General features: G+C 39.8%; 20 protein-coding genes. 12 read left to right on the top strand and 8 right to left on the bottom strand.

Annotated features, from left to right (window positions below):
* Positions 1-111: 111 nt before the first annotated feature.
* From msrA to K7887_RS11070, 3 genes are read left to right on the top strand one after another with little or no spacing between them, the layout of a single operon-like run.
* Entirely contained in the window at positions 112-657 is a 546-nt protein-coding gene (msrA, locus tag K7887_RS11080) for a peptide-methionine (S)-S-oxide reductase MsrA (RefSeq protein ID WP_223489196.1), read from the top strand.
* 48 nt (positions 658-705) lie between these two features.
* Positions 706-1,896, top strand: coding sequence for a DHH family phosphoesterase (locus K7887_RS11075; protein ID WP_223489194.1), 1,191 nt, complete (start codon positions 706-708; stop codon positions 1,894-1,896).
* Between the two features lie 26 nt (positions 1,897-1,922).
* Entirely contained in the window at positions 1,923-2,315 is a 393-nt protein-coding gene (locus K7887_RS11070; protein WP_223489193.1) for a VOC family protein, read from the top strand.
* A 658-nt stretch (positions 2,316-2,973) separates the two neighbouring features.
* On the opposite strand, the gene K7887_RS11065 is transcribed toward K7887_RS11070, so the two are convergent.
* The gene (locus K7887_RS11065) at positions 2,974-4,041 is read right to left on the bottom strand and encodes a DUF3900 domain-containing protein (protein WP_223489191.1); all 1,068 of its coding nucleotides are present in this window, start codon (positions 4,039-4,041) and stop codon (positions 2,974-2,976) included.
* An 89-nt stretch (positions 4,042-4,130) separates the two neighbouring features.
* A complete protein-coding gene (locus K7887_RS11060) occupies positions 4,131-5,375 on the bottom strand; it encodes an MFS transporter (RefSeq protein ID WP_223489189.1) in 1,245 nt (414 codons plus the stop codon).
* A 161-nt stretch (positions 5,376-5,536) separates the two neighbouring features.
* On the opposite strand from K7887_RS11060, the gene ltaE reads away from it, so the two are divergent.
* The gene (gene ltaE / locus K7887_RS11055) at positions 5,537-6,568 is read left to right on the top strand and encodes a low-specificity L-threonine aldolase (protein ID WP_223489187.1); all 1,032 of its coding nucleotides are present in this window, start codon (positions 5,537-5,539) and stop codon (positions 6,566-6,568) included.
* 31 nt (positions 6,569-6,599) lie between these two features.
* Here the strand turns inward: ltaE and K7887_RS11050 are convergent, their stop codons facing one another.
* The 6 genes from K7887_RS11050 to K7887_RS11025 all read right to left on the bottom strand — a co-directional run bounded on the left by K7887_RS11050 (position 6,600) and on the right by K7887_RS11025 (position 13,278).
* Positions 6,600-8,255 (bottom strand): AMP-binding protein, encoded by a 1,656-nt coding sequence (locus K7887_RS11050; protein WP_263290302.1) that lies wholly within the window; start codon positions 8,253-8,255, stop codon positions 6,600-6,602.
* Between the two features lie 78 nt (positions 8,256-8,333).
* Positions 8,334-9,272 carry a coiled-coil domain-containing protein gene (locus tag K7887_RS11045; protein WP_223489183.1) on the bottom strand — a complete coding sequence of 313 codons (939 nt, stop codon included), beginning with the start codon at positions 9,270-9,272 and terminating at the stop codon, positions 8,334-8,336.
* A gap of 322 nt (positions 9,273-9,594) precedes the next feature.
* A complete protein-coding gene (locus K7887_RS11040) occupies positions 9,595-10,077 on the bottom strand; it encodes a spore coat protein (RefSeq protein WP_223489181.1) in 483 nt (160 codons plus the stop codon).
* 26 nt (positions 10,078-10,103) lie between these two features.
* On the bottom strand, positions 10,104-10,313 hold the full coding sequence (locus K7887_RS11035; protein WP_223489179.1) for a hypothetical protein: 210 nt from the start codon (positions 10,311-10,313) through the stop codon (positions 10,104-10,106).
* Positions 10,314-10,971: 658 nt separating this feature from the next.
* Positions 10,972-11,889: a nuclease-related domain-containing protein gene (locus K7887_RS11030; protein WP_223489177.1), complete on the bottom strand. Its 918-nt coding sequence runs from the start codon at positions 11,887-11,889 to the stop codon at positions 10,972-10,974.
* 402 nt (positions 11,890-12,291) lie between these two features.
* Positions 12,292-13,278 carry a Gfo/Idh/MocA family protein gene (locus K7887_RS11025; protein WP_223489176.1) on the bottom strand — a complete coding sequence of 329 codons (987 nt, stop codon included), beginning with the start codon at positions 13,276-13,278 and terminating at the stop codon, positions 12,292-12,294.
* 394 nt (positions 13,279-13,672) lie between these two features.
* On the opposite strand from K7887_RS11025, the gene K7887_RS11020 reads away from it, so the two are divergent.
* The 8 genes from K7887_RS11020 (at position 13,673) to argF (ending at position 24,468) form a co-directional block, all read left to right on the top strand.
* On the top strand, positions 13,673-14,806 hold the full coding sequence (locus K7887_RS11020) for a M20 family metallopeptidase (protein WP_223489175.1): 1,134 nt from the start codon (positions 13,673-13,675) through the stop codon (positions 14,804-14,806).
* A gap of 131 nt (positions 14,807-14,937) precedes the next feature.
* Positions 14,938-15,975, top strand: a complete 1,038-nt coding sequence (gene argC, locus K7887_RS11015; protein ID WP_223489174.1) for an N-acetyl-gamma-glutamyl-phosphate reductase — start codon at positions 14,938-14,940, stop codon at positions 15,973-15,975.
* Between the two features lie 15 nt (positions 15,976-15,990).
* The gene (gene argJ, locus K7887_RS11010) at positions 15,991-17,229 is read left to right on the top strand and encodes a bifunctional ornithine acetyltransferase/N-acetylglutamate synthase (RefSeq protein WP_223489172.1); all 1,239 of its coding nucleotides are present in this window, start codon (positions 15,991-15,993) and stop codon (positions 17,227-17,229) included.
* A gap of 13 nt (positions 17,230-17,242) precedes the next feature.
* Positions 17,243-18,040 (top strand): acetylglutamate kinase, encoded by a 798-nt coding sequence (gene argB, locus K7887_RS11005; protein WP_223489170.1) that lies wholly within the window; start codon positions 17,243-17,245, stop codon positions 18,038-18,040.
* A gap of 25 nt (positions 18,041-18,065) precedes the next feature.
* A complete protein-coding gene (locus K7887_RS11000) occupies positions 18,066-19,229 on the top strand; it encodes an acetylornithine transaminase (protein WP_399209694.1) in 1,164 nt (387 codons plus the stop codon).
* Complete coding sequence (locus K7887_RS10995; RefSeq protein ID WP_223489167.1) at positions 19,222-20,295, top strand: carbamoyl phosphate synthase small subunit; 1,074 nt, start codon at positions 19,222-19,224, stop codon at positions 20,293-20,295. Before K7887_RS11000 ends, K7887_RS10995 begins: the two co-directional genes overlap by 8 nt.
* Positions 20,285-23,509, top strand: a complete 3,225-nt coding sequence (carB, locus tag K7887_RS10990) for a carbamoyl-phosphate synthase (glutamine-hydrolyzing) large subunit (RefSeq protein WP_223489165.1) — start codon at positions 20,285-20,287, stop codon at positions 23,507-23,509. Before K7887_RS10995 ends, carB begins: the two co-directional genes overlap by 11 nt.
* Positions 23,494-24,468 carry an ornithine carbamoyltransferase gene (argF, locus tag K7887_RS10985; protein WP_223489163.1) on the top strand — a complete coding sequence of 325 codons (975 nt, stop codon included), beginning with the start codon at positions 23,494-23,496 and terminating at the stop codon, positions 24,466-24,468. Before carB ends, argF begins: the two co-directional genes overlap by 16 nt.
* Positions 24,469-24,491: the final 23 nt, after the last annotated feature.

Below are 24,491 nucleotides of genomic sequence, written 5' to 3'. Positions count from 1 at the left end.
ACTTTATTATGTAAACAACTGCTGTAGTATTTGAGCGTAGTTATTGTAACTACTAGATAGTTAGTGTAAAATTCCATCAAACACACCTAAAAGATGGAGGAATACAACAATATGACAACGAACAAAACAGAACTCGCTACCTTTGCTGGAGGATGTTTTTGGTGCATGGTCAAACCTTTTGACGAGATGCCTGGCATTGAAAAAGTAGTTTCCGGTTACACGGGAGGTAATGTCTCTAATCCTACATACGAAGAAATTAAAAAAGGCAATACAGGTCATTACGAAGCTGTCCAGATTGAATTTAACCCTGATCTTTTTCCTTATGAAAAATTATTGGAGTTATATTGGCCGCAAATTGATCCGACAGACGATGGAGGGCAATTTTTTGATAGAGGAAGTCAGTACCGAACAGCTATCTTTTACCATAATGAAGATCAGCAAAAGCTTGCAGAGAAAACTAAACAGGAGTTAGAAGCAAGCGGAAGATATAAAAAGCCAATTGTAACCGAAATTAAACCGGCGACTCCATTTTATGAAGCAGAAGAATATCATCAAAAATTTTATAAGAAGAATCCTGAAAAATATAAACAAGAACGTCAAGAATCAGGAAGAGATGCTCATATAAAAGAGTATTGGGGAGAAGAATATACAAAGTAAGAGAGGGTGGTAATAAATGCTTACCCATATGAATAAGGGGGACTACAATTGATTCATCTTTTTACACATAATGACCTGGATGGGGTAGGCTGCGGGATATTGGCCAAGCTTGCGTTTGATGAAAAAGTGAAGGTTCATTATAATTCAGTCGGCAGTTTAAATTATCAGGTTGCGGAGTTTATGGAAGAAGCAACTCCAAGGCATCAAATATACATAACAGATTTATCGGTCAATGAGGAAAACGCAAAAAAACTCGACCATTTTGCCAAACAACAAGAAGGCTTCGTTCAATTCATTGATCATCATAAAACTGCCATTCATCTTAATGAATATAGCTGGGCTTCTGTTACGGTCGAGTATGAGGATGGCAGACTGACAAGTGCCACATCTTTATTTTATGAGTATTTATTAGAGCAAGGTTTAATAGACCGGTCAGAACCCTTAGATGAAGTAGTGGAATTGATACGTCAGTATGATACATGGGAATGGGATCGAAATAATAATACAAAGGCAAAAAGATTGAACGACCTTTTGTACATGATTTCTATTGATGACTTTGAATCGAGAATGCTTCAAAAGTTAACAAGTGCCGCCAAATTCGATTTTGATGATTTTGAGACTCAGATCCTTGATATGGAAGAGCAAAAACTGGAAAGGTATTTGCGAAAAAAACGCAGAGAAATTATTCAAAAGCCTGTTGGGGATAATTGGGTTGGAATTGTCCATGCTGAATCATTTCTTTCGGAACTTGGTAATGTTTTGGGGAAGGAAAATCCCCACTTGGATTATATCGCTATGATTAATATGGGAAGCAAACGTATTAGCTTGCGCACCATACATGATGATGTCGACGTTTCGCAAGTCGCCGGTAAATTTGATGGGGGAGGCCATGCTAAGGCATCTGGTTGTAATTTAAATGAACAAGCGTACAAGCTTTTTGTAGCGGAGGCATTTCCGTTACATCCTCTCAAACAAGACGCTCGTCACAACGTTTTCAATGTAAAAGAATCTCCTAATGGTGTGTTGTATGATTCCAAAGAAAAAGGAACATTGTTTCTTTTACCGAAGGAAGACGGCACATGGAAGGTGGAAAACAAGGAAAAGTTTTTGGATACAACCTTCTCTTCTTTTCAGGAAGCAGAAACTTTTATAAAAAGAAAATTTGCAGCATGGTTGGTTAAAGACGAGGAATATGTCAATTTTCTAGTTGAAAACATTAGAAGGTTAAAAACAAACTAACATATATATAATGGGAGAGATGGAGTATGGCAATTAAAAGGTTAGAACATGTTGGAATCATGGTGAAGGATATTCAGGCATCCATAGAGTTCTATACGAAAGTGGTCGGATTTTCTTTAAAGGGGCAATTAGATCATCCGAACGGGGAAATAAAACTTGCATTTCTTGGTTTTAACGAAAGGGAAGAAACGGAGTTAGAGCTTATTCAAGGCTATAATGACGATCTACCGGTAGAAGGCAAAGTCCATCATATTGCCTTAACTGTAGATGATGTAGAGACGGAGCATCAGAGATTGAAAAGCTTGGATGTCACCTTTATCGAACAGGAGATCACGACGCTGCCAAATGGAGCAAGATATATCTTTTTTGCAGGGCCGGACGGAGAATGGATAGAATTGTTTGAAACACCGGTAAAATAAAGAGAAGGCAGGGAGAAATTTCCCAGCCTTCTTTTTTAAATGATGATTAATCAATAAAACTGTTGATTTCCGTTCCAGGCGCTTCGCTTGCCTGCGGGCGGTCCGTGAGCCTCCTCAGGCTTCGCCTTCCGGGGTCTCACCTGTCCCTTCCTCCCGCGGGCGTCTGCGCGCCTTCCACTCCAATTAACAAGATGACTTCATTCACCTTGAGGTCAATAAAGTTAACTAACCGAGTTATGATAAACCAATAACGTTTCTTTAACATAATTTCTAGCTGTGGATTGGAGCAAATGGCGAAGACTCCAGCGGGGGAGTATCGGTAGTTTGAGACCCCTGAAGCGTTGTGAGGAGGCTCAAACACCGTCCCGCGGAAAGCGAAGCCATTCGCGGAAAGCAACAGCGTCGATTACCCAATCAACTAAAATTTTTAGGTTTAACAAGAACGTGTGGTTCTTGTTATTTTTCCTTATTTCCTATCCATAGTTTTTCCTTTAGCTCGTGAGCTTTTTAACATATGTTTATACGTAAAGCCAAGACAAATGATTCCGGTGATAGAGCAAGCATACCGAATGATGGACATCCAATCCATGAGAGTCACCCCTAAAAGGTATTTGTTCTTATTCTCTCAATGCTTGTTCAAATTATTCTTAGATTGGTGTTAGGAACTGTATTTTTTATTTAACCGCTCTAAAATCATCGTCAATTCACTCGGCTTTAACATCTCAACAGGGGAGACATTCTTTTCAAATTGAAGATAATCCCCTTCAAGAAGGACAACATAACGGTCGTTAATCTTGGCTATATGGACATTTTCACCAAAGTCCGCCAATAAGGCTTTAACCGAGATATGATCAAGCTTGAATTTCAATTCTATATCCGGTGTCTGTTCGATGATGGAGGAGGAGGCCTCTATTACTTGTTCGTCGGACCAACGCTCCTGAAGTTCTCTTTTCGGTGAAGTAGCCCAGGCTTCCATGGCTTGTTCCACTTTTTCTTTTTCTTCGCTTTCCTCTTGATAGGTTTCGGAAATTTCTTGGTGAACCATCCCCATCACTTGGTTCTTTATGATTTCTGGCATCGACTCACCATATTCTACATACTTCAGGAAATCCTCGAAGTAACGAGAGTGAGAGGACTGGTGGATCTTTAATTCTCCTTCTTCCACCATACCGTCCTCTATCATAAATGGATACTGAATGGACTTCATGTTTTTTGTGGTAATGGCCATCTGGACATTATGAATCAGCGTCTGTTCATTTGTGATGGAAGCAACTTTTTGTTCAAAGTCACATTTTAAAATAAAAACAAAGGGCTCATCAAAATATTTATTTAATTTAGCCCTGGTGACAATAAGTACACCACCTCTTACCGCCGTTGTATCTGTATAGGTGGAAGCTATTTCATCTGCCGCAGAGGAAAATGCTTCTAAGCTTTCGGCCTGTTTGATCCGGTTAAATTGGTTATAGTTGGGGTTTGAGCCCAGGTCGTAGCCAGGTTCTACAATAAATCGCCCAATCTTTGTTGGTACTTGTTCATTTTTAGGGTGTCGATCTACCTTCCTTTTGGTGATTTTCATCAATTCTCCGTCTAGGAAAGGTTTTAATGCACTTTCTTCATATGTAGTTTCATCCAATACTGCCATCGGTTTATATTGTTTCTTGGCATTATCTCCACTGCCTTCTACTTCAATAAGGTAAAAGGCTAATGATTTTATATCAAAATCCATTTTTATCACCATTTTCGCTAGGTATCTTTAAGCACTTTAACAGTATAGGCAAAAGGAAAGAAAGGGTCAACAGGGACCCTTTCTTTCCTTTAGTTATGCATTTCTCTAACTTTCTGATCACTAGGAAGGAAGAACGTCAACAATCCTATAAAAGGTAGACACACAGTAAATATGATGGTGTTTGTTAACCCGACCCAATCTGCCAGAACTCCAAGCGCAACGGATCCCACGGCCCCCATTCCAAACGCCAGTCCTACAATCAGACCGGAAACCAAGCCGATTCGACCAGGCACCAGCTCTTGAGCGTACACGACCGTTACCGAAAAGCTAGAAAGGATGATGAATCCGATAATGGCAACAAGTATATAGGCAAGTGTGGGACCTACAAAAGGCAGCAACAATGCAAGTGGAGCAGACCCCAGCATAGAAAGAGAAATTACAAGCCTCTTTCCGAAACGATCTGCCAATGGTCCTCCAAAAAATGTGCCCACTGCACCAGCACCTAAAAACACGAAAATATATATTTGTGAATCTGCGATAGGTATTCCATAGTTCTCAATGGCGTAAAAAGCATAGAAGTTGGTGATTCCTGCATGGAACCATGAACGAGCAAATACCAGAAAAATTAGCAAACAAATCGAAAAGATGATGATCCGTTTATTTCTAATAGATTTATCCGTTGATTTAACTTTGATCGTTTTCTTCTTTTGTTTTAATGGTCTGTTTGTATTTGCTACTTGCTGTTTGTACCAAGCAGCGATGTATAAAAGTAATAGGACAGCTGCGGCAGCGACAATTGTAAACCATAACACGCCTTTTTGTCCGAGTGGTAACAGGATATAAGCTGCCATCAAAGGAGCCAAGGCCTGCCCAGAGTTGCCCCCTACCTGGTAAATAGACTGTGCCAGCCCCCTGCGGTTTCCTGCCGCCATATATGCAACACGGGAACCTTCAGGATGGAATGCAGCAGAACCTAGTCCAATAAACAACACAGAAATAATAATCACCCAAAAGCTTGGTGCCAAGGCCAAACCAATAATTCCGAATAAAGAAAAGGTAAGTCCGATTGGCAGGGCATAAGGTGAAGGTCTTTTATCTGTAATAATCCCCACAATTGGTTGAATAAGCGAAGATGTCGCATTTAATGCAAATGCAATTAGTCCAAGTTGTGTAAATGTGAGCCCCATGGAATTTTGCAACACGGGGAATAAGGCCGGAACCACTGATTGTAAAGAGTCATTCAGCAGGTGAACAAGGCCGATAATAAAAAGTATTGGGTAAACGGTTGAGGTTTCATTGGTTGCGGTATCTTGTCTAATTTTTTGTGCCTGCATATTAGTTTAAACTCCTTAGGTTGATAATGGACCTATTAGCCAACATTTGTATATTCATAATCATAGCACGTGAAGGAGAAGGGATGGTAGATTATTTTACGGTATGCGAAATAAATAGTATTCTGGTAAACTAAAAAGAAAAAGAAAAGGGGATAGGCGTTATGATTGATGTAAGAAGTGATACAGTTACAAAACCGACAAAGGAAATGAGAAAGGCCTCCTATGAAGCAGAGGTGGGAGATGATGTATACGGAGAAGACCCGACAGTTACGCTGTTAGAAGAAAAAGCGGCAGAAATTCTGGGAAAAGAAGCGGCACTGTTTGTTACTAGCGGAACACAAGGTAATCAAATTGCGGTGTTGACGCATTGCCGACCAGGAAATGAGATATTACTAGAGGAAGAGTCACATATTTTTTATTACGAATCTGGTGCTGTTGCCGCTTTGGCAGGGGTCCAAACAAGAACCATACCAGGCGTAAATGGGATAATGAATCCACAAGATATAGAATCTGCTATACGTGGGGAAGATCAACACTTTCCTGAAACCGGTCTGATTTGTATAGAAAACACACATAATCGTGCTGGCGGGGCAGTGGTGCCTGTATCAAACATGGCAGAAATCTATGAAGTGGCACAGAGATATTCTATCCCTGTTCACGTGGACGGTGCTCGACTTTTTAATGCCGCAGCAAGTTCGGGCACACCTATACAAGAATTCACAAAACATTGCGATACTGTTCAAATATGTCTTTCTAAAGGGTTAGGTGCACCAGTTGGTTCGATTATTGCCGGCTCTAACGATTTCATTAAACGAGCTCGAAAATGGAGAAAGCGACTTGGTGGAGGATTGAGGCAAGTTGGAATTATTGCGGCACCTGGCTTAATTGCTTTAACACAGATGACAGAAAGACTTTCAGAAGATCATGATAATGCCACCTTTCTTGCTGATGGAATAAGGGGAATCAGCCCGTTAAAAATAGTGAATTCGGTTGATACGAATATTGTGGTGCTGGATGTATCAGGTTTAGGTATTAAGGCAGAGCAGTTTGTACAAGCATTAAAAGAGAAGGGTGTTTTGGCTGTTACCTTTGGACCTACACTTGTTCGACTCACGACTCATTTTGATGTGGGCAGAGGGGACATGGAGAGAATTATTAGTGTGATAGATGAGATAGTGAAAACTAGAAAATAAAACGGTAAGGGGCACAATACCCCTTACCGTTTTATATTTTCACCAGTGTATTTACGGCATGTTCTCTGAGTTTGAATTTTTGTATCTTTCCAGATGCTGTCATTGGATACTCGTCTACTATCTCTACATAGTAAGGTATTTTATATTTAGATATTTTTCCAGTGCAGTAGTCTTTGACTTCTTGACTGTCTAAGCTTTCGCCTGGTTTGACTTTAATAAATGCTGCAACTTGCTCGCCGAACTTTTCATCAGGAACTCCTACGATTTGAACATCAAATATTTTCGGATGGGAATATAAAAACTCCTCTATCTCTCGTGGATAAATATTCTCTCCGCCACGGATGATCATATCTTTCAACCTGCCTGTTATGACCACATATCCATCCTCATCGATTGTGGCAAGATCTCCTGTATGAAGCCATCCATCTTTATCAATCGTATCTTTTGTCTGATCTTCCATATTGTAATAGCCTTTCATGACAAGGTAGCCCCGCGTACAAAGTTCACCTTGAATGCCAGTTGGCACAGTTTCACCTGTTGCAGGATCAATAATTTTCACTTCTACATTATCTAAAGCGCTTCCAACAGTTGAAACTCTTCTTTCAATGCTGTCGTATGGTCGTGTTTGTGTAATAACAGGGGAGGCTTCTGTTTGCCCATAAGCGATAGTAATTTCCTTAGCTCCCATATCATGAACAACTCTTTTCATAATCTCCGTAGGACAAGGTGACCCTGCCATAATACCGGTACGTAAACTGGATAAATCATATTCTTCAAAATCCGGATGGTTTAGTTCGGCGATGAACATGGTTGGAACTCCGTAAAGCGCCGTACATTTTTCTTGTTCCACCGCTTTTAGAACTAATAGTGGATCAAACATTACAAGTGGGACCATCGTTGCTCCTGTAGCTACAGCAGCAAGGGTGCCCATCACACAACCAAAACAATGGAAAAAAGGAACCGGAATGCATATTCTATCTTCTACGGTAAGCTTCTGGCATTCCGCCACATTAATGGCATTGTTGATAATGTTGGAGTGGGTAAGCATGACTCCTTTTGGGAAGCCTGTAGTACCAGATGTATATTGCATGTTGATGACATCCTCATAGCTTGTACTGTTTTGTAGGGTCATTAACTCTTCGTCTGTAATAGTTGATGCTTTATTCAAAAGGTCATCCCATGTGAACATACCCGGGTGTCTTTCGCTGCCCATAAAAATAATGTTCTTTAACTTAGGTAATCTATTAGAAGCAAGTTCTCCAGGTGCACAGTTTTCAAGCTCTGGACATAGCTCTTGAAGCATATCCAAGTAGCTTACCCCTTTAAAATTGTCCATAAGAAGAAGGGTGGTGGATTCTGATTGACGTAAGAGATATTCGAGTTCCTTCGATTGATAGCTAGTATTTACTGTAACTAAAACGGCACCAATTTTTGCACTTGCATATTGGGTAATTAACCACTCAGGTTTATTGGATGCCCAAACCGCAATATGATCTCCTTTTTTAATTCCTAGATTCATTAAGCCTTTCGCCACTTGATTACAGATTTGCTGAAATTCTTTATAACTATAACGCAATCCTGTCTCCACATACACTACAGCTTCTTTATCAGGGTAACGTGATACGGTTTCATCCAATAGATTACCTATTGTTTTATGTACTAACTCTGCCATCGTCCAAACCTCCATAATAGAAAAAGTAAGTGCTAGTTAAATATTAGTATGAATGTTCAGAAAAATCAAACGAAAAAAAGAGCAGCCCGAAGACTACTCTTGTGTCACTTCTACTTTTTTCACTTCATTGTTTTCATTTTCAACCGGAGCCTTTTGAATAATTCTTTCTTTTAACCCGATCATACTTCCACTCAAATAGTGGAGTGTTTGCTTATATTTACTATCAATGGAAGAAATAGCTGTCTCCAATTTATCCACTAGTGTTTGTCTCAAGGAGTTAAGCTGATCGGCAATTTTCTGGGTGGCAATATCTTGACTGTCCATTCGCTCCATTACCGACTTGTGAAACATTTCTTGAACCTGTAATTTATTATTTATCTCTTGGTAAAAATGTTCCTGATCATGTAATTTTGATTGAATGTCTTCATACAATTCCTCATATTTTTCTAACTTGGTGTGGATGCCTCGGGTCAGATTCTCTTGATATGCCAACTGATCTATCGTAGCCTGACTCAATAGCTTTTCTTCTTCCAGTGAAACTTCCAATTTATCCAGTCTTTGCTCTACCTTCTTACTGCTTTCTTCATGTGATGCGATATTCTCTTGAAGTTCTTCACTTAACAATGACTGAACTTTTAATAGTTCTAGGAGTTGCGCATAATTTTTATCCTGATCATTTAGTTTTAGTGTAAGATCCTCATGATATTTTTCGTGCACAAGTACTTTGTCAGATACTTGCCGTACATTAAAGTCTTGAGTGGCTATCATTTCCGATAAATCTTGTTGAGATTTTTCCTGGGAGTATAATTTATCCAGTAAAAGTTGATGATTCTTATCCTGGGTAGACATACTATGTTGTAAATTTTCATTAATCTTGTTAACTGTTCTAGAAACAGTCAAATTCGTTTCTTCCTGTTGCTTTAATATATCTGTTAAATAGTTCTTTCGATATTCCTGCTGGTTGGACGTGATTGATTTCGTCTGATGGTATAATTTAGGGGTGGGAAGCAGGTTGTTATTTTTTTCTGTCATAACTTAACTCCTTTTTTAAAAATAGGTTATTTAACTACACTATCTTATGAGAGAGCCATGGATTTGCGCGTGTTTTTAAGAAAACTAGGCAAAAGACTAGATTTGTCATTCCAGCAAACAATAAAAAGAAGACCAACTTTCTGGTCTTCATTTTTCCGAACTATTTGTAGGTGTGGTGTAAGATGGGTATAGCAAGGAGGCTATGATATGCTTTGGCAGGAATTGCAGGTGTTTTTTTCCGGCACTTTAGATAAGAAGGAGTGTTACATGGCAGGTGTTTTTTTTGAAAACTTTGGCTGAAGCGGGCAAGTCTTCAGCAAGATTATAAGATGTCTACAGCTACAACAAGTGCAATCAATAATTGAAGAAGTAGCTGAATGTTTAGTACTAGGTCAGTGTCAGTAGTTGTTACTCTTACACCACGAGAGTTTTGAATATACGTTTGTTGGTGATTTACTTGTACAGATTTGGAGCTTTGAAGCAATTCTTGGATTACTTGCTCTGCTTTGTTACTGTCTGCGATACTTACGCTGATAACTAGAGCGATAGCTGCTTGGATTGCTGCTTGTAGTGATACGGCAATTTTTGTGTCAGTAGTTGTTACTTCAATATCGCAAGAATCCTTAATAACAATTTGCTCATAAGATTTTTGAATCATTTTGTTTACTTGGTCAGCTTCTTGAGCTACACCATCATTGTCAAGTGGATGTCTGCTTCCTGCTGCTAAAGCATTCCATTCACCATTATTTCCACAGCCGTGATCATAGCCACAGCTTCTTCCACCGAATAACCAATCTTTACTCATTATTTAAATCCCCCATTTTAAAATTTTTATTTTTCTTCTTTTTGAAGTTTTTCCATTTTCCCGAAAGAATCCTGGATGTCTGCAACCAATTTCTTAAGTTGCGCTTTTTGCTCTTTGGAGAAGTTATCTCCACTTAGTTTCACATTGTGTTTCTTTAAAACATTTTGAAGCATCATGTTTGTTGTTGCCTGGGTGAGTTTTGAAATCTCTCGTTGCATATCTTTGCTATCTGCCATTCTTACACCCCCTTTTTCTTATCTACCACATACTATGTATTTACGAGAGAAGAGAGTGGACGCCTGTCCTCTAGCAAACGTCCATTTTTACTAGATTTAGCAAAATAGGCGTAGAGTCTATGGGAATTATGCAATAAACGATAGTTTTTGATTGGCACCTGGTCCTGGTGAAGGGAAGAAGTTCATAGTGTGGGATGAGGACCTCTCTAGGGGGGAAAACGGAGAGAAGAGGTCTTCAATTGTGAGATGAGGACCTCTCTTTCATGATAAGGGAACAGGGGGCAGTTCATCCTTGCAATGAGGACCTCTCTAGCACGAAGAAGGAACGAGAGAAGTCTTCAACCTTGCAATGAGGACCTTTCTAGCATAAAAAAAGAACGAGAGAAGTCATCATCCTTGCAATGAGGACCTCTCTAGCAAGAAAAAGGAACAGGAGAAGTCTTCATCCTCGCAATGAGGACCTTTCTAGCATAAAAAAAGAACGAGAGAAGTCATCATCCGTGCTATGAAGACTTCTCTTCCCTGACTTCGACTTCACTGAGGTCTTCATCTCTAATTGTAAATTTAATAAAGTAGTGTTTTACCACTTAAAAAAGCGAAGATGGACTACTCTCCACCCTCGCTTACTATTCTAAAAATCTATTATTATCACACATCATCAAAACTCATAATAACTCCACTGATGTACACCTTTAGTATTCAAATGCTTTTGAAGCACTCGCCTAATCACCCGCTTTGAAATTTTCCCACTACCCCAGTCAAAAATCGCATTTGTAGTAATTTTTATCTCAGGAAACAGCATAGTAAAATGATGAACAATTCGTAGAATACGTTTTTCCATCGTTTCTTTTTTCGAGCAAACCAAACAATAACAGTAAGGACCCTTAGTAGTAAATTCTAACGAGTCACAATACGAGCAAGGGATACCTTTTCGTAGCTCATCATATTGATAAGAAGGTGGAAAATAGAATGGAGCTTTAGGATTATGAAGGGACTTAAGTTTGTCAGCAAGAACGTAGTGGTTATTATCTAATCTTGAAGAGATAGGGAGAATGCTTTTTAGGAATCTATTAATCTGACCTGGGTACACGATTTGCTTGTTAATGGGTGCTTGATATAGCGTGAATTCGGGGTTTACAAACACTAGGTAAGATTGAATAGTCATATTATTACCGAGCTGTTGTAACAGTTGTCTGAACAAGGACTCACTTCTATTAAGTTGAATAAGCGGGTTGGTTACTTCAGAATGTGGAGGAACTCTTGTATATAGGCGGTCTTGTTCATAAAAATAATCCCCTTCGAAATTTTTCACTTCAATTATGTAAATGGTCTCTGGGACAATGATCAGTGAGTCAATTTGAAAAGTGTTTTTGTTATGGGGAAGAAGTAAGTCGTTGAGAATGAGACATTCGGCTTTCATAACTGAATAAGTCAAGGTATCAAATAGCAATTCTCCTTCGTAACCTTTTTGAAGGGCATAAAGGTGCTTCCTCTCATTTTCGAGTAGATTTTTGCGAGAATTAAGTAATTGATAAACTTCTAACTCGCGAGGTATAGTTCGAGCTTTATATATCATGGCACACTCCTTTATTCTTTGTACTTCTTACTATACCAATAGTAGAGTGGAAAAGGTAGGATTTTTGTTTGAAAATTCTAATTTTATCCATTGAGTATCGTTGTGGTAATTATGAAGACCTCTCTTCCTTCGATGCCGCTCCACTGAGGTCCTCATCAGCCCTTTGAGGACCTCTCTAGCATGAAAAAGGAACGAGAGAAGTCTTCATCCGAGCAATGAGGACCTCTCTAGCGCGAAAAAAGAACGAGAGAAGTCTTCATCCGAGCAATGAAGACCGCTCTAGCACGAAAAAAGAACTCAAGAGGTCATCATTGTTTGCCCCCTTAAGTCAAATGGTAAATGAAGAAACTAAATAAAAAAGAACCGCCCGTGTGCAACAGGCGATTCTTTCAGGAGTATAGGTTATCTTTTGTCCGCCGGGTAGACAAGACCTATTTGTGAGCGGGCTTCTTCTATTAGCTCCATGGTTTGCAGGGAAGCACTAAGAGAATTAATAGAAGATTCCTTCTCACCAGATTTAATAAGTCGAATAAATTCTTCAGCCTCATAAAACATTGATTTACTCTTTTGAGGGACCGTTATATCTTCCTCTGTCCCGTCTTTAAACCTAATTAGAACCTTCTCCGGCGTATGGATGGTATCTAAAATGATCGTTCCTTCTTCTCCTTGTATTTCGGAAGGAAGGTAGGAGTTCGCTATCTTGGAGTAGGCGACAGAGGCATCCATTCCATCATACTGGAACAAGATGCTCCCTTGTCCATCCACTCCTGATTCCAACATATGGGCCATGGCATGCAAAGCTTTCGGTTTCCCAAACAATGCCACCATTGGGTAAATTGTATATATCCCTATGTCCATTAAGGAACCATTGGAAAACTCAGGTTTAAAGGCATTAAGTACTGTTCCTTCTTTGTACTTATCATAGCGGGAGGAGTACTGACAATAACTAGCAACATAACGCCTGATTTTCCCTATTTTATGCAGGTTTTCTTTAACTGCCAAGAAGTTAGGAAGGAGAGTGCTTTTCATTGCCTCCATCAGAACGACGTTATTTCTTTTTGCCGCAGCTATCATTTCAGATAATTCTCTTGTATTGGATGCTATCGGTTTTTCGCAGATTACATGTTTACCTTGATCCATGCATGCGATTGCTTGCTTTGCATGTAAAGAGTTAGGGCTGGCTATATAAACTGCATCAAATTCCTTGCTTTTTGTAAAATCATTCAAATCAGTATATGTGGTAGATACATTAAATTTATTCCCGAATTCCTTTGCTGTTTCTTCTTTTCGGGAATAGACAGCAGTTAAGCGAAAATCTTCTGACTCTAGAGCTGCATTAATAAATGATTCTGTTATCCAGTTGGTTCCGATGACACCAAAACGTATCAAAATAATTCCTTCTTTCTCTAATAGATGTAGACAGTATAGCAGAAATGGCGAAAAAGTAGCAAAAAAAGAAGGCACCTATAAAGGTGCCTTCCTGCGTATTGAGGCGAGGGACAGCATGACCACATTCATGCCTTGCTCAAAGAGCGCGTCCGTCGACTTACACAATTCAGCTCATCGCATAATTACTATAACATAGATTAGCGGGAAAACATAATAGATTGTTTATTCAGATAAAAAATGTTTTTTTATTAAAAAAAGGTTTGAACTCTTCGAATAGGTAGAATAAAGGAAATATAGGACTTAATAAGTAGAAAAGGTATAATGGAATAGGTAAATAAATATATGTATATAGAAGAACAAGGTTTATGCGTCTATTATGTCAGGAGAGAGTAAGATGAAAGAGTATTTACAAAATAACCAAACTAATATGCTAGAGTTGTTGGAGAAACTGGTCAATATTGATAGTGGATCGACCTCTAAAGAGGGAATAGATCAGATTGGATCTATTTTATCAAAGGAGTATAGGTCTATCGGATTTTCGGTACAAGTGTTAGAAGAAGAAAAGTATGGAAATCATTTAGTCATCCAGCATCCGTTAGCAAAAGAGCCAAAAATAATAATAGTGGCACATATGGATACGGTATTCCCTAATGGTACCGTACAAAGTAGACCGTTTAAAGTAGAAGGTGGGAGGGCATATGGACCTGGTGTCATTGATATGAAAGCCAGCCAAGTTTCCATACTCTATGCAATGAAAGCATTAATTCACGCCCATTCTAAAGCTTATCAGGATGTTGTTCTTGTATTGAACAGTGATGAGGAGATTGGTTCTCCGTCTTCCAAATCGCTTATAGAGAGCAAAGCAAAGGATAAAAAATATGCGCTTATCATGGAACCTGCCAGAAAAGACGGTTCACTTGTCACGGCAAGAAGAGGAAAAGGGAAATATACGATAAATGTACGCGGGCGGGCAGCACATTCCGGAATTGAGCCGGAAAAAGGAAGAAGTGCGATTGAAGAGCTCGCTCATAAAGTAATACAGCTACACGCACTCAATGATCATTCTAAGGGAATCAGTGTCAATGTAGGCTTGATTGAGGGAGGATCATCTGTTAATACTGTTTCTGATAGTGCTGTTGCCCATGTAGACATCCGAATCACAGAACGAGAACAGGCCATCCCTATTGAACGGAAATTGGAAAAAATCTGTGCATCAACAGATGTCAAAGGTACAGAGGTCGAGCTGGTTGGCGAAATGAATAGGCTTCCTATGGAAAAGACAGCACGCACAGAATCATTGTTACATGTCATTGAGAAAGTTGGCAAACAGATAGGAGTAGTGGTAAAAGACACGGCTACAGGCGGTGGATCGGATGCTTCCTTTACTGCTGCGATGGGAATTGCCACCGTAGATGGAATGGGGCCGGTTGGCGGGAATGCCCACAGCGAAGAAGAGTACTTAGAAATTCCTTCTCTAACAGAACGGACGGAACTTCTGGCAAAAACGATTGCCGCCTTGGGAGAATAATATTTAAGAAGATGACCTTGAGAAACTATCCTCTCAAGGTCATCTTTTTTATTTTTAAAAAACATGTTGTATTTTTATACATACGTAGTTATAATAATTCATATTATAAACCCATGGAGAGGATGAAGATTTTGAAGGTTGGAATTATCGGAGCGAACGGGTATAGCGGTGCAGAACTTATAAGAATCTTAAAGCAGCATTCGGAAGTAGAAATAAGCTTTCTTGGCTCCCACTCAACAAGCGGAACACTGATTTCTGAACAATATCCCCATTTAATGGGGATTACAGATAATAGATTAGAAGAAGTGAATATAGATGATTTGATGGAAAGTGCTGACATATTCTTTTTTGCTACCCCGTCCGGAGTCGCTAAAAACATGATTCATAGGTTTGTAGAAGAAGGGATTCCATGTATTGACCTTTCTGGCGATCATCGCTTGAAAGATTCTAATTTATACGACAAATGGTATAAATATTCACCAGCCCCTGATAACATATTACAAAACTCTACATATGGGCTGTCGGAACTTTTCAGGGAAGAAATTAAACATGCATCTTTAATAGCAAACCCTGGTTGTTATCCCACTGCTACATTGCTTGGTCTTGCACCACTATTGAAGACCAATTTGATCCATCTAAACAGCATCATTATCGATGGAAAATCTGGTGTAACAGGTGCAGGTAGAAAAGCTAGCATGTCCACTCATTACTGTGAAGTGAATGAAAATGTCAAAGCTTATAAACTAGGAAACCATCAACATATCCCGGAAATGGAACAAGTAATCCAATCATTTTCCGGCATGGATGCCACTATCACATTTACTCCGCATCTAGTCCCAATGTCTAGAGGGATCTTGTGCACGATTTATTGTGATATGAAGCAAACAATAAGTACAAAAGAAGCAATAGGACTCTACAATGAGTTCTATCAAAAAGAGTACTTTGTTCGAGTCAGACAGGAGAATCACTTGCCAGCCACCAAAGAGGTATATAGTTCCAACTTTTGTGATCTCGGTATAACAGTTGACGAACGAACCAACAGAATAATGATCGTTTCTGTTATCGACAATGTAATGAAAGGCGCATCAGGCCAGGCAGTACAAAATATGAACATAATGAACGGGTGGGACGAACAAACTGGACTAAATATAACACCTGTCTATCCATAAAAAAGAGGTGAAGACATGAAAGTGGAAGTTTTAGCGAAAAAAGAGACATGGGTTGCTGTACAAGATGGAAATATCTGTACCCCTAAAGGCTTTTCCGCCGGTGGACTGCATTGTGGAATTAAACGAAAACGAAAAGATCTAGGATGGATCTACAGTGAAACACCTGCAACGGCAGCAGCAGTTTACACAACCAATTTATTTCAAGCACCGCCACTTAAAGTTTCCAAAGAGAGCATAAATACTAACGGAACCCTCCAAGGTGTCATCGTGAACTCAGGTAATGCTAACTCATGTACAGGACACGAGGGCTTAAAAAACGCTTATAAAATGAGGGAAGTGTTTGCAGAAAAAGCCTGCTTAAACAAAGAGGATGTCGCAGTCATCTCCACAGGAGTCATAGGAGAGCAACTGCCAATAAGCAAAATAATAACAGGGGTGGAATCGATATCAGCACTAAAAACATCTGACGCAGCCCTGTCTTTTGAAGAAGCGATTCTTACTACCGACACGTTTACAAAGCATGTTTGTCTGCAGTTGAAATCAGGAGATAAGGTGTACACGATAGCTGGAGCTGCAAAGGGATCTGGGATGGTTCATCCGAATATGGCAACCATGCTTGGTTTTGTCACCACCGACATTAATATCGATCATGAATTATTACAACAAGCTTTAAGCGAAGTAACGAAAGAAACCTTTAATATGATTACCGTTGATGGAGACACAAGTACCAATGACATGGTTCTCGTCCTGGCAAATGGGATGGCAGGAAATAAACAATGGAAAGAAAATGACGATGAATATACTCTTTTCAAGCAAGGGCTCCATACAGTTTGCAAATCGCTTTCTCAACAGATAGCAAGAGACGGGGAAGGGGCTACTAAACTAATTGAAGTGCACGTTAACCGTGCTGAAACTGTAGAAGATGCACAAGTAATTGCTAAAACCATTGTCGGCTCAAGCTTGGTGAAGACGGCAGTTTTTGGTCAAGACCCAAACTGGGGAAGAATTGTTTCAGCTGTTGGATATAGCGGAATCACCCTCGACACAGAAAAAATCAAGGTGATGATAGGACCTATCTTAATTGTTGAGGATGGAATGCCGGTCTCTTTCTGTGAAGAAGAAGCCAAAAGCTATTTGGAAAATGAAAAGATTGAAATTATGGTAGATCTTGTAGCTGGGAGTGAAAATGCTACCGCTTGGGGCTGTGATTTATCATACGACTATGTACGGATTAATGCATCCTATCGAACATAAAGGAGGGGAAGTTATGGAGTCACTAGTTATAAAATGCGGGGGCAGTACGATCGGCAAGCTTTCCCCTTCATTTTTTACAGAATTAGTGGAATTAAAGAACAAGCATCAAATCCAGGTCATTGTAGTTCATGGTGGAGGACCTTCCATTTCTACTATTTTGTCCTCCTTAAATGTAGAAACCACATTCGTCAATGGTTTAAGAAAAACGACAGAACCTGTATTGGAAGTAGTGGAAATGGTCTTGTCAGGATCGATGAACAAGCATCTTGTCCGCCAAGTCATGAAAGCAGGCGGCAATGCTATGGGTTTAAGTGGCGTGGATGGGAAGTTGCTTTTGGCAGAACCGAATGCCAATGCGGAGGAGCTAGGATTAGTTGGTGAGATCGTGGGTGTAAATAAAGAATTATTGCTTCCTATCATACAACAAGGAATCATACCAATTATCTCCCCGGTTGCTGTTGATACAGAGGGCCAGCATTACAACATTAATGCGGATATGGCAGCGGCTGCTGTTGCGACAGCTTTCCGTGCGCCGCTTTGCATGATCACAGATGTTGATGGGGTGATGGTGGGAGACTCTGTGGCGTCAAAGTTATCAGATAGTGAAGTTTATAGCCTAATAGAAAATAAACATATTACCGGAGGGATGATTCCAAAAGTGGAGGCTGCCATTCAATGCTTGAAAAAAGGGGTAAGTCAAATTGGCATAATCAATGGTACCACCGAGGATGCCTTAACCCATTTCGCATTGAACCATACAGGTGCAGGTACATCATTCTATCTTGAGGAGGTTATGAAGAAAAGTGTCTAAATCTGCTACTGATTACTCACCAATAATGAATACATACAGCAGGCTGCCTTTACCAATCCAAAAAGGTAAAGGGGCATATGTCTGGTCTGATAAGAATGAAGCCTATCTGGATTTCACATCAGGAATTGCAACATGCAATCTAGGGCATTGTCCCCCTGAAGTTCAAAAAGCTCTTGAGCAACAACTGTCAAATCTTTGGCATACGTCCAACCTTTATCATCTTCCAAAACAGGAAGAACTCGCCCGCCTTCTGGTGGAAAAATCCTGCTTTGATCAGGTGTTTTTCTGTAATAGCGGTGCAGAGGCAAACGAGGCCGCTATTAAGCTTGTAAGGGCCTTTGCCAATAACAATCATAAGAAGCATGCAAGCATTGTGACATTTCAGCAAAGCTTTCATGGAAGAACCTTGGCTACAGTGGCGGCAACAGGACAAGAGAAAATCAAGTCTGGATTTGAACCAATGCCAGAAGGGTTTATCCACCTGCCTTATAACGATTATCAATCTCTCCAAACAATAAGAGAACTGGAACCAACCGCTGTCATGCTAGAACTTCTTCAAGGAGAGGGCGGAGTGGTCCCGGCAGATCCTGACTGGGTTAAGGAACTATCTTCTGTATGTAAGGAAAAAGAAATTCTACTTGTCGTCGATGAAGTGCAAACGGGAATGGGTCGTACAGGAAGCTTGTTTTTATATGAACAATACAATGTGGAACCAGATATCATGACACTAGCCAAAGGACTCGGTTCTGGTTTTCCGATTGGTGCGATGCTCGCTAAAGAAGAGGTCGCTGCTGCCTTTAAATCTGGTATGCATGGAAGTACCTTTGGCGGGAATCCGTTAGCATGTACTGCAGGTATTGAAACTTTAAACATAATAAGCGAAGAAAGCTTTTTGAAAAATGTTGCAGAACAGAGCCAGCTCCTGCATACAGAGCTTGAAAGTTTACTAGATGACTTTTCCTTCATCAAGGAAAAAAGGGGAAAAGGCATGTTGATTGGTTTGGAGATAAATGGGAACGCGATTGATATAGTCAAAATGGCATTAGAGGAAAAACTATTACTGTTAAGTGCCGGTCCAAACGTGGTAAGACTGCTTCCACCTCTCACAATCACACAAGAAGATGTGGTCACTTTCGTTCAAAAATTCACCAAGGTACTACAGCAATACATGGAGGTAGAACATGAATAATGGATATTTACTTTTAGAGACAGGGGAAGTTTTTCCCGGTATTTTAATAGGAAGTAAAGACGATGCGATCGGGGAAGTGGTTTTCAACACCAGTATGACAGGTTATCAGGAAATCATGTCAGATCCATCCTATGCCGGCCAAATTATCGTCTTTTGTTATCCGCTAATCGGAAACTATGGCTTTAACCCACAAGATTATGAAGCCAAAAATATTTATGCAAAAGGGGTGGTCATGGGAGAGGCTTGCTATATGCCTAACCATTATTCTTCTGAAGTGGCAGCACCTGAGCTTTTAGAAAAAATGGGGATCAGTGGACTTAGTAATGTGGATACAAGAGAGCTTGTTAAAACCATTCGAAAACGGGGATCTGTGAAAGGGTTCATTACTGACTCTATAAAAGACTTCCCACATACAAAAATTCCAGAAAATTGGGTAGAATTGGTGTCCACTCCAATAATGAAAAACTATCCTGGACCTGGTCCTCACATCGTTCTGTTGGATTATGGATATAAAAAATCAATATTAGAAGCTTTGCTTCATGCAAACTGCCAGGTAACAGTTGTACCATATTCCACAAGCCTGGAAGAAGTAGAGACGCTTCAACCTGATGGTGTGTTATTAAGCAATGGTCCTGGAAATCCAGAAGTATTGAAGGGTCACTTACCAAAAATTAAAAAGATTGCAGAAGAATTTCCAACGCTTGGGATCTGCCTAGGCCATCAATTATTAGCTATGGCATTTGGTGCAAAGACAGAAAAGTTGCTTTTTGGACATCGAGGCGGCAATCACCCAGTAAAAGATCTTGCAACAGGGAAAGTGTATATTACGTCCCAAAATCACAGCTATAACGTAAAAGAGGACTCTATTAATCAAGAAATCTTTTCCATCACTTATAAAAATATTAACGATGGGACAGTGGAAGGCCTTCAACATAAAAAACTTCCTGCTTTAAGTGTTCAATTTCACCCGGAAGCACATCCTGGACCGCAGGATACCAATTATATTTTTGAGAAATTTTTAACACTCATCCATGAGAAAACAGGAGTAATGTCATATGCCATTTAACAATACAATAAAAAAAGTGTTGGTTATCGGTTCAGGCCCGATCGTCATCGGCCAAGCCGCAGAGTTTGACTATGCCGGAACACAAGCTTGCCTGGCTCTCAAAGAAGAGGGCATTGAAGTGGTCCTAGTAAACAACAATCCTGCTACAATCATGACGGATGCAGATATTGCAGATCACGTTTATATGGAACCTTTAACTGTGGAAAGTCTGGAGAAAATAATTGAAAAAGAGCATCCCGACGGAATTATTGGAACGCTTGGCGGGCAGACAGCCTTAAACTTGATAGTAGAACTTTCGCACAAAGACATCTTGAAAAAACACAACGTTTTGGTACTTGGAACATCTGTTCAATCCATTCAACAGGGAGAAGACAGAGAACGTTTTCGTAAACTGATGATGGATTTAAATGAACCAGTTCCTGAATCACAAATTGTCCATTCTCTAAAAGAAGGCCTTCAATTTGTAAAGAAAATCGGTTACCCGCTTATCATCAGACCCGCATACACTTTAGGTGGAGAAGGTGGGGGCTTTGCATATAACGATAAAGAATTTGAGTCCATACTAAAAAAAGGGTTGAGCCTGAGTCCGATAGGTCAAGTATTAGTGGAAAGAAGCATAAAAGGTTGGAAAGAAGTGGAGTACGAGGTAATGCGTGATGATAACGATACTTGCATCATCGTGTGCAACATGGAAAATTTTGATCCAGTTGGAGTTCACACGGGGGACTCTATCGTAGTTGCTCCTTCCCAAACATTAACAGATAGACAATATCAACTACTAAGAAATGCAAGTCTAAAAATTATCAGAAACTTAAAGATTGTCGGAGGATGCAATATCCAGTTTGCTATCGATCCTCAGTCAGATGATTACTATATTATCGAGGTGAATCCCCGTGTAAGCCGTTCATCCGCTCTTGCATCAAAGGCAACCGGTTATCCGATTGCTCGAATGGCAGCCAAGTGTGCAGTGGGTTACCACTTGGACGAAATTAAAAATCCAATAACAGGATCAACCTTTGCTTCCTTTGAACCTGCTCTTGATTATGTAGTAGTAAAGTTACCTAGGTTTCCATTTGATAAATTTCCAGAAGCAGATTCAACTCTAAGTACACAAATGAAGGCTACTGGTGAGGTACTTGCGATCGACCGTACCTTTGAAGGAGCCTTAAATAAGGGACTTCGTTCTTTGGAGATGAAAGTAAACGGGATTGCACACCCTCAAATGGAGAATATGGTGGAGGATCAATGGTTGGGTTTACTGAAGGAACCAACACATTTAAGACTTTTTGCTATCACGCATGCTTTTAGAGAGGGTATTTCATTAGAAACCATATATGAGATGACTTCTATTGATAAATGGTTTCTTCATAAATTGCAGCAAATGGTGTTGCTTGAACAGGACCTTTCTAATAACAGCTTGGAGACATTATCCCTTGAGACTTTAAAAATAGCTAAACGTCATAATATCAGTAATGACAGATTGTGTGGTTTACTAGGATGCAGTTTTGAAGAATTGACTTCCCTTATGAAAGACCATCAAATCTTTCCATCCTATAAATTAGTTGATACGTGTGCAGCTGAATTTGAGGCTATAACTCCATACTATTATTCCACATATAGTGGAGGGGACGAAGTAGAAGTCAGTCAAAACAAGAAAGCACTAATCATAGGTTCCGGACCGATCCGTATCGGCCAAGGAATTGAGTTTGACTATTGCTCTGTCCATGCTGTGAAAGCCCTGAAGAAAGCAGGCTATGAAACTATCGTTGTAAACAACAACCCTGAAACCGTCAGTACAGACTTTTCGGTGGCTGATAAACTTTATTTTGAACCCATTACAGTTGAAGATATCTTATCAATCATCCAAAAGGAAAAGATTGATCTTGTCTTTATTCAATTTGGTGGGCAGACTGCCATCAACCTTGCAGAAGGCCTAAAACGGGAAGGTGTCACCATCGCAGGAACGAGCATCGAATCGATTGATAAACTTGAGGACAGATCACACTTCTATTCTTTACTGGAATCAGAGGGGATTCCTCATATTGAAGGAATGATGGTAGATCACCACGGTCAATTGCAGGCTGCAGCACATGCTATCGGTTATCCTGTATTGGTGCGTCCATCCTATGTGATCGGTGGGCAATCCATGTACACGCTTTTTAATGAAAAAGAATTAAATCAATTCAGCGAAACACACCAAAATAATGACTCCATATGGCCTTTGTTGGTCGATCGTTATGTTCCAGGTCTGGAATGTGAACTGGATGTAGTATCAGATGGAGAAAAAATATATATCCCTGCAATATTTGAACACATTGAAAAAGCAGGAATTCACTCAGGTGACAGCCTTGCCGTTCTTCCTTCCATCTCTCTGTCAGAACAAGTGAAAGAACGACTAATCGAGTACACAAGGAAAATATGTCATGCTGCTCAAATCATCGGTATTGCCAATATCCAGTTTGTCATTTCCGGCGACATTATCTATTGTTTAGAAGTTAACCCAAGGGCATCCCGAACAGTCCCTATTGTTAGTAAAGTTACGAATGTCCCCATGATAGAACTTTCAATCCGAACACAATTGGGGGAGAAACTCAGTCAAAGCGGCCTAAAAGAGGATCCTGGTTTTTGGACGGTAAAAGCACCTGTCTTTTCTGATACTAAACTAAAGGACGTGGATCATGTTCTAGGACCTGAGATGAAGTCTACGGGAGAAATTATCGGCCTCGGAATGAAATTTGAAGAGGCAATGAGTAAAGCATTGTTCCTTGGGAAAAAAAGCCCATTCTCTCTTATGCAAGAAGAAAAAATAATTTTTTGTTCCATTGCAGATCGTGAAAAAAAGAATGCTCTTCCACTCATGAAGGAACTTGTGAATAAAGGTTTTTCTATCATTGCAACGGAAGGTACTGCTGAATTTTTAAAAGAAAACAATATATCAGTGGAAACCATTTCCAAAAAGGATATAGACATCACATTAAAAACAGAGAAGTTTGCTGCTGCAATCATCATTCCTACAATTGGAAGAGAAAAGTTACGTAATGGAGCCATCTACAGAGCATTGTGCACCATGAACGGAATAAGAACTTTTACTTGTTTAGAAACCGCTCAACAAGCAATCATGCTGAACGATACGATACAACAAAATTATCAAACTATAAAAGATTATACAAAAAATAAAAAGAGAGAGGTTGAATATTTATGCAAAGTGTACTAAAATGGGAAACGAACAAGGAGACCTATCATGTAAGTCAATCTCATTTTTTGACACTTGGATCCTTTTCACAAGAAGACATTCATTTTTTATTAGAAGACGCTATTAAACTTAAAAAATATCAAAAAGAGGGAATACCTCACCCCTATTTACAAGGTAAAGTACTTGCCATGCTCTTTGAAAAGTCATCTACCAGAACAAGAGTTTCCTTTGAAGTAGGCATGCTGCAACTTGGTGGTCATGCGATTTTCCTAAGCTCAAATGATATACAATTAGGGCGGGGAGAATCACCAGCAGATACAGCAAAAGTCCTGTCCCGCTATGTAGATGGATTGATGATACGGACTTTTGACCATCAAACATTAGAGGAATTTGCACGTCACTCGGACGTACCAATTATCAATGGCCTCACTGATTCGCATCATCCAGCTCAAGTATTGGCAGATCTTTTGACCATCAAAGAGCATAAAGGGAAGTTAAAAGGCTTAAAGGTTTGTTACTTAGGTGATGCAAACAATAATATGTCTCATTCTTTAATAGAAGGTGCAGTAAAAGTCGGCATGGATATTTCTATCGCTTGTCCTGCTGGTTTCGAACCGGATTTGTCCATTCTCACTGCAATGAAGAAGGAAGCTCTCTTAACAGGTTCTTCTATTGAGGTCGGAGAGTACCCTGTTGAAATGATCAAAGACGCAGATGTAGTCGTAACAGACGTCTGGACCAGCATGGGGCAAGAAGCTGAATCGGAAGAGAGACTTAAGGTATTTGCGCCATATCAAGTAAACAGTGAGCTTTGCAAATATGCTAAGGACGATTTTATCTTTTTGCACTGCCTGCCTGCACACCGCGGGGAAGAGGTAACTGCTGAAATTATTGATGGAACCCATTCTGTTGTTTTTGATGAAGCTGAAAACAGACTTCATGCACAAAAAGCCATTCTAAAGGCTTTACTAAGTAACTAATTTTTTTACATTAAAATGCATAA

Source organism: Sutcliffiella horikoshii, from assembly GCF_019931755.1.
GTDB classification, from domain to species: Bacteria; Bacillota; Bacilli; order Bacillales; family Bacillaceae_I; genus Sutcliffiella_A; species Sutcliffiella_A horikoshii_E.
The sequence above is the reverse complement of the archived record's forward strand: the minus strand, read 5'-3'. Positions and strand labels throughout refer to the sequence as shown.